Source organism: Blastococcus sp. SYSU D00669, from assembly GCF_054050715.1.
Genome location: NZ_JBJGZV010000006.1, coordinates 1 through 15,173, shown reverse-complemented (window position 1 = coordinate 15,173; position 15,173 = coordinate 1). Strand labels below are relative to the sequence as shown.

General features: G+C 73.9%; 13 protein-coding genes. 2 read left to right on the top strand and 11 right to left on the bottom strand.

What is annotated here, in order from left to right:
- Nucleotides 1-38: 38 nt before the first annotated feature.
- Both purU and ACI8AF_RS06215 read right to left on the bottom strand, forming a co-directional pair.
- Nucleotides 39-887: a formyltetrahydrofolate deformylase gene (purU, locus tag ACI8AF_RS06220; protein WP_456538812.1), complete on the bottom strand. Its 849-nt coding sequence runs from the start codon at nucleotides 885-887 to the stop codon at nucleotides 39-41.
- A 10-nt stretch (nucleotides 888-897) separates the two neighbouring features.
- Nucleotides 898-2,271, bottom strand: coding sequence for an L-serine ammonia-lyase (locus ACI8AF_RS06215; protein ID WP_456538811.1), 1,374 nt, complete (start codon nucleotides 2,269-2,271; stop codon nucleotides 898-900).
- A gap of 106 nt (nucleotides 2,272-2,377) precedes the next feature.
- Between ACI8AF_RS06215 and ACI8AF_RS06210 the strand changes: the two genes are divergently transcribed.
- A complete protein-coding gene (locus ACI8AF_RS06210) occupies nucleotides 2,378-3,046 on the top strand; it encodes a GntR family transcriptional regulator (protein ID WP_456538810.1) in 669 nt (222 codons plus the stop codon).
- Nucleotides 3,047-3,065: 19 nt separating this feature from the next.
- Here ACI8AF_RS06210 and folP read toward each other — a convergent pair whose 3' ends face one another.
- From folP to glyA, 9 genes are read right to left on the bottom strand one after another with little or no spacing between them, the layout of a single operon-like run.
- Nucleotides 3,066-3,902, bottom strand: a complete 837-nt coding sequence (gene folP / locus ACI8AF_RS06205; RefSeq protein WP_456538809.1) for a dihydropteroate synthase — start codon at nucleotides 3,900-3,902, stop codon at nucleotides 3,066-3,068.
- Between the two features lie 34 nt (nucleotides 3,903-3,936).
- The gene (locus ACI8AF_RS06200) at nucleotides 3,937-4,776 is read right to left on the bottom strand and encodes a bifunctional 5,10-methylenetetrahydrofolate dehydrogenase/5,10-methenyltetrahydrofolate cyclohydrolase (RefSeq protein WP_456538808.1); all 840 of its coding nucleotides are present in this window, start codon (nucleotides 4,774-4,776) and stop codon (nucleotides 3,937-3,939) included.
- Nucleotides 4,773-5,393 (bottom strand): cyclodeaminase/cyclohydrolase family protein, encoded by a 621-nt coding sequence (locus tag ACI8AF_RS06195; protein WP_456538807.1) that lies wholly within the window; start codon nucleotides 5,391-5,393, stop codon nucleotides 4,773-4,775. The genes ACI8AF_RS06200 and ACI8AF_RS06195 overlap by 4 nt, the downstream gene beginning before the upstream one ends.
- Before the next feature lie 12 nt (nucleotides 5,394-5,405).
- The gene (locus tag ACI8AF_RS06190) at nucleotides 5,406-7,874 is read right to left on the bottom strand and encodes a GcvT family protein (protein WP_456538806.1); all 2,469 of its coding nucleotides are present in this window, start codon (nucleotides 7,872-7,874) and stop codon (nucleotides 5,406-5,408) included.
- Nucleotides 7,875-7,911: 37 nt separating this feature from the next.
- Nucleotides 7,912-8,499, bottom strand: a complete 588-nt coding sequence (locus ACI8AF_RS06185) for a sarcosine oxidase subunit gamma (RefSeq protein WP_456538805.1) — start codon at nucleotides 8,497-8,499, stop codon at nucleotides 7,912-7,914.
- Nucleotides 8,492-11,362, bottom strand: a complete 2,871-nt coding sequence (locus ACI8AF_RS06180) for a 2Fe-2S iron-sulfur cluster-binding protein (RefSeq protein WP_456538804.1) — start codon at nucleotides 11,360-11,362, stop codon at nucleotides 8,492-8,494. The genes ACI8AF_RS06185 and ACI8AF_RS06180 overlap by 8 nt, the downstream gene beginning before the upstream one ends.
- Nucleotides 11,359-11,637, bottom strand: coding sequence for a sarcosine oxidase subunit delta (locus ACI8AF_RS06175; protein WP_456538803.1), 279 nt, complete (start codon nucleotides 11,635-11,637; stop codon nucleotides 11,359-11,361). Before ACI8AF_RS06175 ends, ACI8AF_RS06180 begins: the two co-directional genes overlap by 4 nt.
- A gap of 17 nt (nucleotides 11,638-11,654) precedes the next feature.
- Nucleotides 11,655-12,887 carry a sarcosine oxidase subunit beta family protein gene (locus ACI8AF_RS06170; protein WP_456538802.1) on the bottom strand — a complete coding sequence of 411 codons (1,233 nt, stop codon included), beginning with the start codon at nucleotides 12,885-12,887 and terminating at the stop codon, nucleotides 11,655-11,657.
- Entirely contained in the window at nucleotides 12,884-14,212 is a 1,329-nt protein-coding gene (gene glyA, locus ACI8AF_RS06165; RefSeq protein WP_456538801.1) for a serine hydroxymethyltransferase, read from the bottom strand. Before glyA ends, ACI8AF_RS06170 begins: the two co-directional genes overlap by 4 nt.
- A gap of 108 nt (nucleotides 14,213-14,320) precedes the next feature.
- On the opposite strand from glyA, the gene ACI8AF_RS06160 reads away from it, so the two are divergent.
- A partial coding sequence (locus ACI8AF_RS06160; RefSeq protein ID WP_456538800.1) for a zinc-binding dehydrogenase occupies nucleotides 14,321-15,173 on the top strand: 853 nt, incomplete at its 3' end.

The following is a 15,173-nucleotide window of genomic DNA, read 5'->3' as shown; positions in this document are numbered from 1 at the left end:
ACCCTCCTGGGCGAGAGGTCTGCTTCATCGCTCCGCGTTCAGCGGAAGACCACGGTGCTGTGGCCGTTGAGCAGCACGCGTCGTTCGCTGTGCCAGCGCACGGCGCGGGACAGCGCGAGCGCCTCGGCGTCCTGGCCGACGGTGGCCAGTGCGCGGGGGTCGAAGGTGTGGTCGATCCGGATGACCTCCTGCTCGATGATCGGCCCCTCGTCCAGGTCCGGGGTCACGTAGTGCGCCGTCGCCCCGACCAGCTTCACCCCGCGGTCGAAGGCCTGGTGGTAGGGCTTGGCCCCCTTGAACCCCGGCAGGAAGGAGTGGTGGATGTTGATCGCCCGGCCGTGCAGGGCCGCGCACGCCTCGTCGGAGAGGACCTGCATGTAGCGGGCGAGGACCACGAGGTCGGCCCGGTGCTCGTCGACGAGGTCGAGCAGCCGCTGCTCCGCCCCGCGCTTGGTGGCCGGGGTCACGGGCACGTGGACGAACGGCAGCCCGGCCGCCTCCGCCATCGGGCGCAGGTCCTCGTGGTTGGACACCACGGCGACGAGCTCGGCGCCGAGGCTGCCGGCGCGCCAGCGGAAGATCAGGTCGTTGAGGCAGTGTCCGAGCTTGGACACCATGACCAGGACCCGCTGCGGCTGGTCCCCGGTCACCTGGTAGGTCATGCCGAACTCGGCGGCGACCGGGCCGAACTCGGCCGCCAGGTGCTCGACGGCGGTGTCCTCGGCGGAGACGAACGCGGTCCGGAGGAACAGCTGACCGCGGAGGGCGTCGTCGAACTGCTGGTGCTCGACGATGTCGCAGCCGTGCCGGAAGAGGAACGAGCTGACCGCGTGCACGATGCCGGGCCGCTCCTGGCAGCTCAGCGTGAGGGTGAACGGGTGGGACACGGGTGCCTCCTCAGCACTCGACGATGTTGAGCGCCAGCCCGCCGCGGGCGGTCTCCTTGTACTTGTCCTTCATGTCCGCGCCGGTCTCGCGCATGGTCTTGATGGCCTTGTCCAGCGGGACGTGGTGCCGGCCGTCGCCACGGACGGCCATGCGCGCCGCGGTGATGGCCTTGACGGAGCCGACGGCGTTGCGCTCGATGCAGGGGATCTGCACCAGTCCCCCGACCGGGTCGCAGGTGAGGCCGAGGTTGTGCTCGATGCCGATCTCCGCCGCGTTCTCCACCTGCTCCGGGGTCCCCCCGAGCACCTCGGCGAGGCCGGCGGCGGCCATCGAGCAGGCCGAGCCGACCTCTCCCTGGCACCCCACCTCCGCGCCGGAGATGGACGCGTTCTCCTTGAACAGCAACCCGATCGCCGCGGCGGTGAGCAGGAAGCGGACCACCCCGTCCTCGGAGAACGAGCCCACGAAGTCGCGGTAGTAGTGCAGGACGGCGGGCACGATGCCGGCAGCGCCGTTGGTCGGCGCGGTGACCACCCGCCCACCCGCCGCGTTCTCCTCGTTGACCGCGAGGGCGTAGAGGGTCACCCACTCCATCGCGCGGAGCGGGTCGGCCTCGTCGGGGTGCTCCTCGAGCTGGGCGCGCAGCGCGGCCGCGCGCCGGCGGACCCTGAGCCCGCCGGGCAGCACCCCGCTGGCCCGGGTGCCGCGTTCGACGCACTCCTGCATGACCGACCAGACGTGCAGCAGCCCGGCGCGCACCTCCGCCTCGCTGCGCCAGGCCAGCTCGTTGGCCAGCACCACGTCGCTGATCCGCAGCCCCGTCTCCCGCGCCCGGGCGAGCAGCTCCTCGCCGGTGCGGAACGGGTACCGGACGGGCGTCGGGTCCTCGACGACGGCCGGGTTGCCGGCGTCGTCCTGGTCCAGGACGAACCCGCCCCCGACCGAGTAGTACTCGCGGCGGCTGACCTCGTCGCCGTCCGCGTCCACCGCCCGGAAGAGCATGCCGTTGCTGTGGAAGTCCAGCCGCCTGCGCCGGTGCAGCACGACGTCGTCGTCCACGGAGAACGCGATGACGTGCTCGCCGGCCAGGGCGAGCTTCCCGTCGCGCCGGACGGCGTCGACACGCGGTTGCGCCGCGACCGGGTCGACCTGGTCGGGCTGCTCCCCCTCGAGGCCGAGGACGACGGCCTGGACGCTGCCGTGCCCGTGCCCGGTCGCTCCCAGCGACCCGAACAGCTCGCAGCGCACACCGACCACCGCGCCCAGCAGGCCCTCGTCGCGGAGCCGGGAGGCGAAGGTGGAGGCCGCACGCATGGGCCCCACCGTGTGCGAGCTGGACGGGCCGATGCCGACCTTGAACAGGTCGAAGGCGCTGATGGTCATGCGTGCCTCTCCAGGTACATCTTTGATATACCAGATGTACAGTAAGAGTATGTCGCTCACTCACAGGAGGCAAGCCTTGGTCGCCGTCAGCCCCTACGATGCGCTCGTGACCGCTGCCTTCCTGGATCTCGACGCGTCCGCCGCCACGTCCCTCGCCGACCGGGCGTACGTCGCGGTCCGGGACCGGCTGATCATGCTCGACATCCGGCCGGGCGACCCGATCGACGACGACGTCCTCGCCAAGGACCTCGGCGTGGGCCGGACCCCGGTCCGCGAGGCGCTCAAGCGTCTCGAGGGCGACCGGCTCGTCGTGTCCTACCCGCGGCGGGGCACGTTCGCGACGGGCATGGACATCTCCGACCTGGCGCACATCTCCGAGATCCGCGCCCAGCTCGAGCCGCTGGCCGCCCGCCGCGCCGCGGAGCGCAGCGCCCGCAACCCGCAGGCAGAGCTCGAGGAGCTGGCCGAGCGCATCGAGCAGCTCGACGTGACCCGGGTCGACGCTCCGGAGCTGATGCGGTGGGACCTGGCCGTGCACCGGGCCATCTACCGGGCGGCGGGCAATCCGCACCTGGAGGACGTGCTCATCCGCTACGACAACCTGGCGACGCGGATCTTCTGCCTGTTCCTCGACCGGCTGCCCACGGTGGACGAGCACGTCAGGGAGCACGTGGAGCTGCTCCGCGCGATCGCCGCCGGCGACGCCGATCGGGCCGACGCCCTGGCCCGTGAGCACGTCCTGGGCTTCGAGAAGGCGATCCGCGCCGTCATCTGAAGCGGTGCGCCGGACCGCTTCAGGGACCGTCGACGGCGTCGAGGACCGCCAGGGCGTCCCGCGTGGCCGCGACGTCGTGCACCCGCAGCACCGCGGCCCCGCGCTGGGCGGCGACGACGGCCGCGGCCAGGGACGCCGGCAGCCGCTCCCCCACCGCCCGCCCGGTGAGCTGTCCGAGCACCGACTTGCGGGACAGCCCGACCATGATCGGGGCGCCCAGGTCGCGCAGCCTGCCGAGGGAAGCCAGCAGCGCGACGTTGTGCGCGAGCGTCTTGCCGAAGCCGAACCCCGGGTCGACCAAGAGGTGCTCCGGATGCAGACCGGCCTCGAGGCAGGCGCGCTTCCGCTCGGCGAGGAAGGCGCGCACCTCGGCGACGACGTCGGAGTAGCGGGGATCGCGCTGCATGCTCTCCGGCGAGCGCTGCATGTGCATCAGGCACACCGGCACCGCGAGCTCGGCGGCGGCCTCCAGCGCACCCGGCGTCCGCAGCGCCCGCACGTCGTTGACCATGCTCGCGCCGGCGGCGACGGCCGCCCGCATCACCTCGGGCCGCGAGGTGTCCACGGACAGCGGCACGCCGACCTCCTGGACCAGGGCCTCGACCACGGGGACGACCCGGTCCAGCTCCTCGGCGGGGGACGGCGGCCGCGCGCCCGGCCGGGTGGACTCGCCCCCGATGTCGATGAGGTCTGCGCCCTCGCCGGCCAGGGTGCGCCCGTGCTCCACCGCCCGGTCGAGGGCGTCGAAGCGCCCGCCGTCGGAGAAGGAGTCGGGCGTGACGTTGAGGACGCCGCAGACCAGCGGCCGGCGCGCCGCGAGAGCGAGGAGCGGGAACGGGCGGGGCGGCTGGGTCACGGCCGCCCCTCCCGGCCGGGACCGGAGCACGGGGTCAGCCGCGCGCGGAGGTGACCGTGTGCCGCAGGAGCAGCGCGGTGGTGATCGGGCCGACCCCGCCGGGCACCGGGGTCAGCCCGGCGGCGCGGCCGGTGACGGCGGCGGCGTCGACGTCCCCGACGAGCCCGCCGTCGGCCGTCGGGTTGGTCCCCACGTCGACGATGACCGCGTCCGCGGCGACGTGCTCGGCGCCGATGAGGCCCGCTCGTCCGACGGCGGCGACGAGCACGTCGGCGGTCCGGGTCACCGCGGCGAGGTCCTTCGTGCGGCTGTGGCAGACGGTCACGGTCGCGTCCCGCTGCAGGAGCAGGTGCGCGACCGGCTTGCCGACGACGGTGGAGCGCCCCACCACGACGGCGTGCGCCCCGGCGAGCGGGATCCCGTGGTGGTGGAGGAGGGCCAGCACCGCCGCGGCGGTCGCCGGCGCGAAGGCGGGCAGGCCGGCGGCGAGCCGTCCCAGGCTGAGCGGGTTGGCGCCGTCGACGTCCTTGGCCGGGTCGATCGCCGCGGCCAGGTCCTCGAGCACCGCGTCGGCCGGCAGCGGGGTCTGCAGGACGATGCCGTGCACCGCCGGGTCCGCGCTCAGCGCGACCAGCTCGGCGCGGATCCGCTCCGGCGTCGCCGTCTCCCCGAGGTCGACCACCGCGCAGGCGATCCCCGTCCGCTCCGAGGCGCGGGCGATGGAGCGGACGTACCAAGCGCTGGACTCGTCGGCGGTCGCCACCACCACGGCCAGCCGGGGCGGTGTCCCGGCCGCGGCCAGCGCCGCGGCCTCGGCGGCGACCTCGGCGCGGATGCCGGCGGCCAGCTCCCGCCCGTCGAGCTCCGCCGTCACCGCACCAGTCCGTCCCGGACGGCGGCGGTCACCTTCTCGGCGCGCAGGACGAGGTCGTCGACGGTGTCGGTGACCGCGGCGAGCTCTCCCCAGGTCGCCGGGTCGGTGATGCCGCCGAGGTTGACCTCCACGTTGACCCGGGCCGTGGTGGCGGCGGCCCGGGCCGCCTCGGCCGCCGCGGCGAGGTCGCTGAGCACGTTGCGGTTGCCGATCGGGTGGAGCTGCTCGGCCAGGGTCAGCACCCGCTCGGCGACCGCGATGACGATCGCCGGGACCTGGGCCGCGCCGACCAGCGCCCGCCCGATGGACGCGGAGCGGGCCGCGACCTCGTCGGGCGTGCCCTTCGGCAGGCGGTACGCCTCGGTGACGGCGGTGAAGGCCGCGGCGTCGTCCTCGGCCAGGCCCAGCGCGTTCTCGCGCAGCCGGTCCGCGGTCGCGGTGATGGTGGCGATCTCCGCGGCGTGCTCGGCGAACCTGGCCGAGTCGCTGTAGCGGGCGACCATCGCGACCAGGGCAGCGGCCTGGGCGGCGTGCAGCGCGGCGGTGGCTCCCCCTCCGGGGGCGGGCACCCTGGCGGCGAGCTGCGCCAGGAACGTCTCGACGGTGTCGGTGCGCACGGGCGGGTCCTCTCAGCCGCGGATGCGGGTCATGTCGGGGTCGACCAGCGGCTCGGCGGCCACGGTCGCCGGGATGCGGGTGCCGAAGTACTCGATCTCGACGGCCGTGCCGGCGGTCGCCGAGGCCGGCAGCCAGGCGTAGGCGATCGGGCGGCCGACGGTGTGGCCGAAGGCGGCGCTGGTCACGTAGCCGGCCGGCCGGCCGGCGAGGAACACCGGCTCGTGGCCGAGGACGACGCTGCGGCCGTCGTCGACGGTCAGGCAGGTCAGCCGGCGGTCCACCGTGTCGTCGCTGATCCCCTCGAGGGCCTGCCGCCCCACGAAGTCGTCCTTCTTCTGCCGGCGGACGGCGAACCCGAGACCCGCCTCGTAGGGGTTGTGCTCGGTGGTCATGTCGTGACCCCAGGCGCGGTAGCCCTTCTCCAGCCGGAGGCTGTTGAAGGCGGCGCGACCCGCGGCGATCACGCCGAGGTCCTGGCCGGCGGCCCACAGCACGTCCCACAACCGCCGGCCGTGGTCGGCGCTGGTGTAGAGCTCCCAGCCGAGCTCGCCGACGTAGGACAGCCGCATCGCCGTCACCGGCACCCCCCCGATCCGGGCCCGCTTGGCGCGGAAGTACTTCAGCCCGTCGTCGGAGAAGTCGTCGGCGCTGAGCCGCTGGACCAGGTCGCGCGCCTTCGGGCCCCACAGGCCGACGCAGCACGTGCCGCCGGTGATGTCGCGCACCTGCACGCTGCCGTCGGCCGGTGCCTGACGCCGGAAGTGGTCGAGGTCGAGCGGGCCGTTGGCGCCCACCTGGAACAGCTGCTCGCCCAGCCGGGCGACGGTGAGGTCGCTGCGGACGCCGCCGGCGCCGTCGAGGGCGAGCGTGTAGGTGACCGACCCGACCGACTTGTCCATCTCGCCGGTCGTCAGGCGCTGCAGCAGGGCGAGCGCGCCGGGGCCGCTGATCTCGAGCCGCTTGAGCGGGGTCATGTCGTACATCGCAACCGCCGTGCGGGTCCTCCACGCCTCGGCCGCTGCGATCGGCGAGTGGAACCGCGCGCTCCACGGGTCGCGCGCCGGCGGGACCCACTCCGCCGGCAGCTGCTCCACCAGCGCGGCGTTGGCCTCGTACCAGTGCGGCCGCTCCCAGCCGCCGGCCTCGAGGAAGACCGCGCCGAGCTCCTGCTGCCGGGCGTGGAAGGGGCTGACCCGCAGGTCGCGCGGCGACAGCCGCGGCTGCAGCGGGTGGACGACGTCGTAGACCTCGACGAAGTTCTGCTGCGAGGTCTCGCTGACGTACTCCGGGGCGAGCTGGACGTCCTCGAACCGGTGGACGTCGCAGCCGTGCAGGTCGATCTCGGAGTGCCCGTCGACCAGCAGCTGGGCCACGGCCCGGGCGACGCCGGCGGAGTGGGTGACCCAGACGGCCTCGGCGATCCAGAAGCCCTGGACGTCGGCGGACTCCCCCACCAGCGGGCCGCCGTCGGGGGTGAAGGAGAAGACGCCGTTGAAGCCGGTGTCGATCTTCGACGAGCGCAGCGAGGGCAGCAGCAGCTTGCTCTGCTCCCACGCCGGGGCGAAGTCCTCCTCGGTGAAGGGCAGCATCGAGGGCATGCCCGACTCCTGCTCGCCGTCGCCCTGGGGCAGCTCGCGCAGGTCCACCGGCATCGGCCGGTGGGCGTAGGAGCCGATGCCGAGGCGGTCGACCCGCTCGCGGTAGTAGAGGTCCTGGTCCTGGTGGCGCAGGATCGGCAGGCTCGCCTCGCCGAGCTCGTCGTTGCGACCGACCAGTTCGGGCACCTGGCCGGTCCAGACGAACTGGTGGGCCAGGGGCAGCAGCGGCACGTCCATCCCGGCCATGGCGCCGAGCTCCACGCCCCAGAAGCCGGCGCAGGACACCACGACGTCGGCCGGGATCACGCCGTCCGGCGTGCGGACGCCGGTCACCCGGCCACCGGCCTGCTCGATGCCGGTCACCCGGGTCGAGCCCTGGAAGCGGGCGCCGCGGGCCTCGGCGCGGCGGGCGAGCGCGACGACCGTGCGGGTGGCCTTGGCCAGGCCGTCGGTGGGGATGTGCAGCCCGCCGAGGACGCGCTCGCGGTCGACGAGCGGGTGCAGCCGCACGCAGTCCTCGGGACCGATCACCTCGGCCTCGACGCCCCAGGACGTGGCCCAGCCCTGCTTGCGCCGGAGGTCCGCGAGCCGCTCCGGGGTGGTGGCGACCTCGAGCCCGCCGACCTGGTTGAAGCACCAGGCGCCGTCGACGTCGAGGCTCAGCAGCTTCTCGACCGTGTAGCTCGCGAACGCCGTCATCGTCTTCGAGGCGTTGGTCTGGAAGACCAGCCCGGGCGCGTGCGAGGTGGACCCGCCGGTCAGCGGGAGGGGCCCCTGGTCGAGCACGGTGACGCGGTCCCAGCCGCGGAGGGTCAGCTCGTCGGCCAGGTTGGCGCCGACGATCCCCGCTCCGATGATGACCACTCGAGGGGTGGTGGGCATTGCTCTCGCTCCTGACGTGCCGGTGGAACCGGGTCCTTCACCTGCTGGTGGGGGTGGTGGTGAACTCGAGGGCTGCGTCGAGCAGCCAGTCGGCGAGGTAGCCGGCGAAGGACGACCGGACGAGGAGGGCGTAGTCGTCGCCGGTGTCGGAGAGGGCCAGCAGCACGACGCCGGCCTGGCCGAGCGCCGTCTGCGCGCTGCGGCCCCGGCCGAACACCCGCGGGTGCAGGTCGATCGCGCAGCCCTTGGCCAGGACGTCCCGGGCGCGGGCGCCGGTCAGCCGCAGCCCGATCCGCTGAGCCGAGACGTCGGTCGCGGATCCGCCGAGCGGAAGGACCGCGGCACGGACGCGGCGCTCCAGCTCCTCCGGCTCCTCCGTCGTGCTGCTGAGCAGCCACTCGTCCGGACCGAGCCAGACGACCCGTCCGGCGCCGGTCGGCACCCAGGTGTTGGGCACCGTCGGGAGGTCGACGCCCAGCGCGGTCGAGGCCTCGGCGCTCACCGCGCCCAACCGGACGTCGACCGTCGCGACGAACGGTTCGACGGTGACCCGGACGGTGGCGGGCAGGCCCGCCAAGGCGGTGCTCCACGCCTCGAGCGGGTGGGTGCGCAGCAGCTCAGCCATCGCGCCGGGCTCCTTCGGGATCGACCAGCACCGAGCCGGTGACCTCGACCGGGACGAGGGTGCCGTTGACGGGGACGTGCAGGGTGTCGCCGACGCGCGCGCGACCGCCCTTGACCAGGGCCAGGGCGAAGGGCCGGGCCAGCTCGGCGCTGCGGTAGCTGGAGGTGACGTGGCCGAGCATGGGCACCGGCGGGGGCGGCAGCTGCCCGCCGGGCAGGAACTCCACGATCTGCGAGCCCTCCGGCAGCACCGTCCGCCGGTCGACCGGCAGCAGCGCGACCAGCTGCTTGCGCAGCGGGTCCTGGTTGGCCGCACGGGCGAAGGAGCGCTTGCCGATGAAGTCGGGCTTCTTCTTGGACACCACCCAGGTCATGCCCAGGTCCTGCGGGGTGACGGTGCCGTCGGTGTCCTGCCCGATGATCGGGTAGCCCTTCTCCGCGCGCAGGACGTGCATGGTCTCGGTGCCGTAGGGCGTGATGCCGTACGGGCGGCCGGCCTCGAGCAGCCGCTGCCAGACCGCGACCGCGTACCAGGGGTTGACGTAGACCTCGAAGGCGAGCTCCCCGGAGAAGCTGATCCGGGCCAGGCGCACCGGCACCCCGTCGAGCGCGGTGTCCTGCCAGGTCATGAACGGGAACGCCTCGGTGGACACGTCCACGTCGGGGAAGACGGCGCCGACGACGTCGCGGGAGCGGGGCCCGACGACCGGGAACGTGCACCACTGCTCGGTGACCGAGGTGCAGTGCACCCGCAGGTCCGGCCACTCGGTCTGGACCCACTCCTCCATCCAGTCGAGGACCTTGGCCGCACCGCCGGTGGTGGTGAGGACGAGGAACCGGTCCTCGGCCAGGCGCAGCACCGTGCCGTCGTCGAGGACCATGCCGTCGACGCCGCACATGACGCCGTAGCGGACCGAGCCGACCTTGAGGCTGCTCATCAGGTTCGTGTAGAGCCGGTCGAGCAGGACGGCGGCGTCGGGCCCCTGGACGTCGATCTTGCCGAGGGTGGAGCCGTCGAGGATCCCGACGCCCGTGCGGGCCGCGGCGCACTCCCGCAGGACCGCGGCCTCCATGTCCTCGCCGGGCCGCGGGTAGTAGCGGGGCCGCTTCCACTGGCCGACGTCCTCGAAGACCGCCCCGTTCGCGACGTGCCACCCGTGCAGCGCGGTGACCCGCTCGGGGTCGAACAGCCGGCCGCGGTCGCGGCCGGCGAGCGCCGCGAAGGCCACCGGGGTGTAGGGCGGCCGGAACGTGGTGGTGCCGGTGTCCTGCACGGGGACCCCGAGCAGCTCGGCGGTGATGCCCGAGGTGAGGACGCCGGAGGTCTTGCCCTGGTCGTGCGCGGTGCCGATGGTCGTGTAGCGCTTGACGTGCTCGATGGAGCGCAGGCCGGCGCCGACCGCCCGGGCGATGTCGGCGACCGTCGCGTCGCGCTGCAGGTCGACGAACGAGGTGCTGCCCTCCGCGCCGGAGACGTCCGGCACCCGCCAGAGCACGAGGGGTGCGGCTGGGACGACGGGTTCCGGGGCGGCCGGCAGCCGGTCCTCTGACGCCGGCTCGATCGCCAGCGCGGCCAGCGCGGCGCGGGCCACCCGCTGCCCGTCGGCCAGGCACCCGGGCAGGTCGAGGACGCCGGCGGCGGAACCGGTGACGGACAGGCCGTCGAGCTCCTCCGCCGGGACGAACGCGCCGAGCGCCTCGTCGAAGCGGAGCCGGCCGCGGGCCTGGCTGAACAGGTGCACCGCGGGGTTCCATCCGCCGCTGACCAGCAGCAGGTCGCAGGCGATCGCCCGGCCGGCGCCGACCTCGCCGTCGGCGAACGGCGCGACCAGCGCGTGGGTGACCCGGTCCACCCCCTGCGTGCCCGTGACGACGGATCCGTCCAGGACGGGGATCCCCGCGCGCTCGCACTCCTCCCGCCGTCGCGGCGAGCCGGCCGGCCGTGGGTCGACCACCGCCTGCACCCGGACGCCGGCGCGGTGCAGGTCGAGGGCGGCGTCGTAGGCGCTGTCGTTGGTGGTGAAGACGACGGCCTCGCGGCCGGGCAGCACGCCGTAGCGGTGCAGGAACGTCCGGGCGGCGCCGGCGAGCATGATGCCCGGGCGGTCGTTGTCGGCGAACACGACCGGCCGCTCGTGGGCGCCCGTCGCGACGACGACCGAGCGGGCCCGGAAGCGCCAGACCCGCTGGCGGGAGACGTGCTTGGGGGCGGCCGGCCCGAGGTGGTCGGTGCGCCGCTCGAGCGCGAGGACGAAGCCGTCGTCGTAGCTGCCGAAGGCCGTGGTGCGCTGCAGGTGCAGCACCTCCGGGAGCCCGGCGAGCTCGGCGACCGCCGCGGCGACCCAGTCCGGTGCCGGGCCGTCGTCGAGCCGGTCGGTGCCCGACAGCAGCGACCCGCCGGCCTCGGACTGCTCGTCGACGAGCGCGACCCGCGCCCCGGCCCGGGCGGCACTGAGGGCGGCGGCCAGCCCGGCGGGCCCGGCGCCCACGACCAGCACGTCGACGTGGTGGTGGACGGCGTCGTAGCGGGCCGAGTCGGGGATCTCCGCGAGGCGGCCCTGCCCCCGCAGTCCGTGGGCGGCCAGCCCGTCGTGGAGCTCGACGGTGGTGGCCAGCAGCATCGGCTCGGGGAACGGCTCCTCGACCTGCACGAGGCCGCCCGGGTCCTCGGCCCAGGCCGCGGCGATGCCCCGCGGGCGGCCGAGCTTGACGCTCGTGGCGATCCGGTGCCGGCCCGCGGCGAGCAGCGCGGAGGCCAGCGTGTCGCCGGGGTGACCGGTGTACGCCTGCCCGTCGAAGGTGAACTCGACGGTGGTGGCGCGGTCGACGCGGCCGCCCTCGGCGGTGCGGAACGGGTTCGTCATCGGATCACCGGCTTCGGGTCGTCGAGGCGGTACACGCGCTCGAAGCGGTAGGTGGCGGTGTCGCGGACGGCGTTGAACCAGCGCCGGCAGCCTGTGCTGTGGTTCCAGCGCTCCGCGAAGCGGCCCTTGGGGTTGTCCCGGAAGAAGACGTAGTGCGCCCACTGCTCGTCGGAGAGCTCGGCGGGGTTCTCCGGGTACGGGACGTGGGCCTGGCCGCCGTAGCGGAACTCGACCTCCTCGCGGGGGCCGCACCACGGGCATTCGATGAGCTGCATCGCAGGGGCTCCCTGGATCAGTGGGCCACGGCGGCCGCGCCGTGCTCGTCGACGAGCGCGCCGGTGACGAAGCGGTCGAGGCCGAACGGCGCCACGGTCGCGTGGGGCTCGTCGTGGGCGATGGTGTGCGCCAGGGCCCAGCCGATGCCGGGTGTGGCCTTGAAGCCGCCGGTCCCCCATCCGCAGTTGAGGTAGAGGTTGGCGTACGGGGTCCGCCCGACGATGGGCGAGGCGTCGGGGCTGACGTCGACGATGCCGCCCCAGGTGCGCAGCAGGTGGGCCCGTGCGAACACGGGGAACAGCTCGACGGCCGCGGCCATCTGGCGCTCGATGACGTGGAAGGCGCCGCGCTGGCCGTAGCCGTTGTAGGAGTCGACGCCGGCGCCCATGACCAGCTCGCCCTTGTGCGCCTGGGAGACGTAGACGTGCACGGCGTTGGACATGACCACCGTGGGGTGCACCGGCTCGAGCAGCTCGGAGACCAGCGCCTGCAGGGGGTGGCTCTGCACCGGCACCCGGATGCCGAGCAGATCGGTGAGCACCGACGTGTGGCCGGCGGCGCAGAGCGCCACCGTGCCCGCGGCGATCGTGCCCCGGGTGGTCTGCACGCCGGTGACCCGGTCGCCGTCGGTGGAGAACCCGGTGACCTCGCAGTTCTGGATCAGGTCGATGCCGGCCTCGTCGGCCCGGCGGGCGAAGCCCCAGGCGACGTAGTCGTGCTTGGCGATGCCGGCGCGCGGCTGGTAGGTGGCACCCAGCACCGGGTAGCGGATGTCGCTCGAGGTGTTCACGATCGGGCAGACCTTGCGGACCTCGTCCGGCTCGACCCACTCGGCGTCGACGCCGTTGAGCTTGTTCGCCTCGACCCGGCGCACGCTGTCGCGGACGTCCTGCAGCGTGTGCGCGAGGTTCAGCACCCCGCGCTGGCTGAACAGGATCGGGTAGCCGAGGTCCTCCTCGAGGCCCTCCCAGAGCTTGAGGCTGTGCTCGTAGATCGCCGAGCTCTCGTCCCACAGGTAGTTGGACCGGATGATCGTGGTGTTGCGGGCCATGTTGCCGCCGGCCAGCCACCCCTTCTCCAGGACGGCGACGTCCGTGATGCCGTGGTTCCTGGCGAGGTAGTGCGCGGTGGCCAGGCCGTGGCCACCACCACCGACGATCACCACGTCGTAGGAGCGCTTCGGTTCCGGGTCGCGCCAGAGGAAGTCCGGGTGGTCCGGCAGGTCGGCGCCGGGGGTGCGGGGGCTCATCGGCCGGCCTCCGTCAGGTCGGGGTAGAGCGGGTGGCGGTCGGCGAGCCGGGTGACCCGCGCGCGGAGCCCGGGGAGCTCCTCCGCACCGGTCGAGGGCCGCAGGGCGGCGGCGATCACGTCCGCGACCTCGGCGAAGTCGTCGGGCCCGAAGCCGCGGGCGGCCAGCGCGGGGGTGCCGATGCGGACGCCGGAGCTGACCATCGGCGGGCGGGGGTCGAACGGCACCGCGTTGCGGTTGACGGTGATCCCGATGGAGTGCAGCCGGTCCTCGGCCTGCCGGCCGTCCAGCTCCGACCCGCGCAGGTCCACCAGGACGAGGTGGACGTCGGTGCCGCCGCTGACGACGTCGATGCCCGCGGCGCGCGAGTCCGGGGCCAGCAGCCGGTCGGCCAGGATGCGGGCGCCGGCGAGGGTCCGCTGCTGGCGCTCGCGGAAGGCCGGCTCGGCGGCCAGCTTGAAGGCCACGGCCTTGGCGGCGATGACGTGCTCCAGCGGCCCGCCCTGCTGGCCGGGGAAGACCGAGGAGTTGAACTTCCTGGCCAGGTCGCCGGTGGCGAGGATGACGCCGCCGCGCGGGCCACCGAGCGTCTTGTGGGTGGTCGACGTGACGACGTGCGCGTGCGGCACCGGGGACGGGTGCAGTCCGGCGGCCACCAGGCCGGCGAAGTGCGCCATGTCGACCATGAGGTAGGCGCCCACCTCGTCGGCGATCCGCCGGAACTCGGCGAAGTCGAGGTGGCGGGGGTAGGCCGACCAGCCCGCGACGACGAGCTTCGGCCGCCGCTCGCGCGCCAGCCGCTCGACCTCGGCCATGTCGACCAGGTGGTCGTCGGCCCGCACGTGGTAGGCCGCGACGTCGTAGAGCTTGCCGGAGAAGTTCAGCTTCATCCCGTGGGTCAGGTGCCCCCCGTGCGCCAGGTCGAGCCCGAGGATGGTGTCGCCGGGCGCCAGCAGTGCGGACATCGCCGCGGCGTTGGCCTGCGCCCCCGAGTGCGGCTGCACGTTGGCGTACTCGGCACCGAACAGCCCTTTCAGCCGGTCGATGGCCAGCTGCTCGACGACGTCGACGTGCTCGCACCCGCCGTAGTAGCGGCGACCCGGGTAGCCCTCGGCGTACTTGTTGGTCAGCACCGAGCCCTGCGCCTGCATGACCGCGAGCGGCGCGAAGTTCTCGCTGGCGATCATCTCCAACGTGGTCTGCTGCCGGGTCAGCTCGGCGGTGATCGCGTCGAAGACGTCGGGGTCCGTGTCGGCCAGCGACCGGTCGAGCACCCGGTACTGCGCAGCGGGCGCCGGCAGCGTCTCCTCCAGCTGGACGACCATGCCGGGTTCCCTTCTGTCATGAATTCCGTGGAAGACTGGTATACCAGTTATGTAGCACCGTAGGGTGACTCCTCGACAGGGTCAAGGGACGAGAGGGGATCCACCGCCATGGCCTACGAGGTTCGGGGCGTCGTCGCCCGCGCGAAGGGTCAGCCGGTCACCGTCGAGACGGTCGTGGTGCCCGACCCGGGCCCGGGTGAGGCGGTCGTGGACGTGCGGGCCTGCGGGGTCTGCCACACCGACCTGCACTACCGCGAGGGCGGCATCAACGACGAGTTCCCGTTCCTGCTCGGCCACGAGGCCGCCGGCGTGGTCTCCGCGGTCGGCGAGGGGGTGACCAACGTCGCGGTCGGCGACTTCGTCGTCCTCAACTGGCGGGCGGTGTGCGGGCAGTGCCGCGCCTGCCTCAAGGGCGAGCCGCAGTACTGCTTCGACACCCACAACGCCGCGCAGAAGATGACGCTGACCGACGGCACCGCGCTGTCGGCGGCGCTGGGCATCGGCGCGTTCGTGGAGAAGACGCTGGTCCACTCCGGCCAGTGCACCAGGGTCGACCCGGCCGCCCCGGCCACCGCCGCCGGGCTGCTCGGCTGCGGCGTGATGGCCGGCGTCGGCGCGGCGGTGAACACCGGCGCGGTCCGGCGCGGGGAGTCGGTGGCGGTGTTCGGCTGCGGCGGCGTCGGCGACGCCGCGATCGCCGGGGCCAGGCTGGCCGGCGCGGGCACGATCATCGCCGTCGACCTCGACGACCGGAAGCTGGAGTGGGCGAGGCGCTTCGGCGCCACCCACACGGTGAACTCGACGGAGACCGACGCCGTCGCGGCGATCAAGGGCCTCACCGGCGGCTTCGGCGTCGACGTCGCGATCGACGCCGTCGGCCACCCGGCGGTGTTCGAGCAGGCCTTCTACGCCCGCGACCTGGCCGGCCGGGTGGTGATGGTCGGCGTCCCCACCCCGGACA

What these genes read in the sequence shown, in the direction of transcription:
- ACI8AF_RS06215 (WP_456538811.1), bottom strand. Translation starts at nt 2,271, where the DNA reads ATGACCATCAGCGCCTTCGACCTGTTCAAGGTCGGCATCGGCCCGTCC.
- ACI8AF_RS06190 (WP_456538806.1), bottom strand. Translation starts at nt 7,874, where the DNA reads ATGCCCACCACCCCTCGAGTGGTCATCATCGGAGCGGGGATCGTCGGC.
- ACI8AF_RS06185 (WP_456538805.1), bottom strand. Translation starts at nt 8,499, where the DNA reads ATGGCTGAGCTGCTGCGCACCCACCCGCTCGAGGCGTGGAGCACCGCC.
- ACI8AF_RS06180 (WP_456538804.1), bottom strand. Translation starts at nt 11,362, where the DNA reads ATGACGAACCCGTTCCGCACCGCCGAGGGCGGCCGCGTCGACCGCGCC.
- ACI8AF_RS06175 (WP_456538803.1), bottom strand. Translation starts at nt 11,637, where the DNA reads ATGCAGCTCATCGAATGCCCGTGGTGCGGCCCCCGCGAGGAGGTCGAG.
- ACI8AF_RS06170 (WP_456538802.1), bottom strand. Translation starts at nt 12,887, where the DNA reads ATGAGCCCCCGCACCCCCGGCGCCGACCTGCCGGACCACCCGGACTTC.
- glyA (WP_456538801.1), bottom strand. Translation starts at nt 14,212, where the DNA reads ATGGTCGTCCAGCTGGAGGAGACGCTGCCGGCGCCCGCTGCGCAGTAC.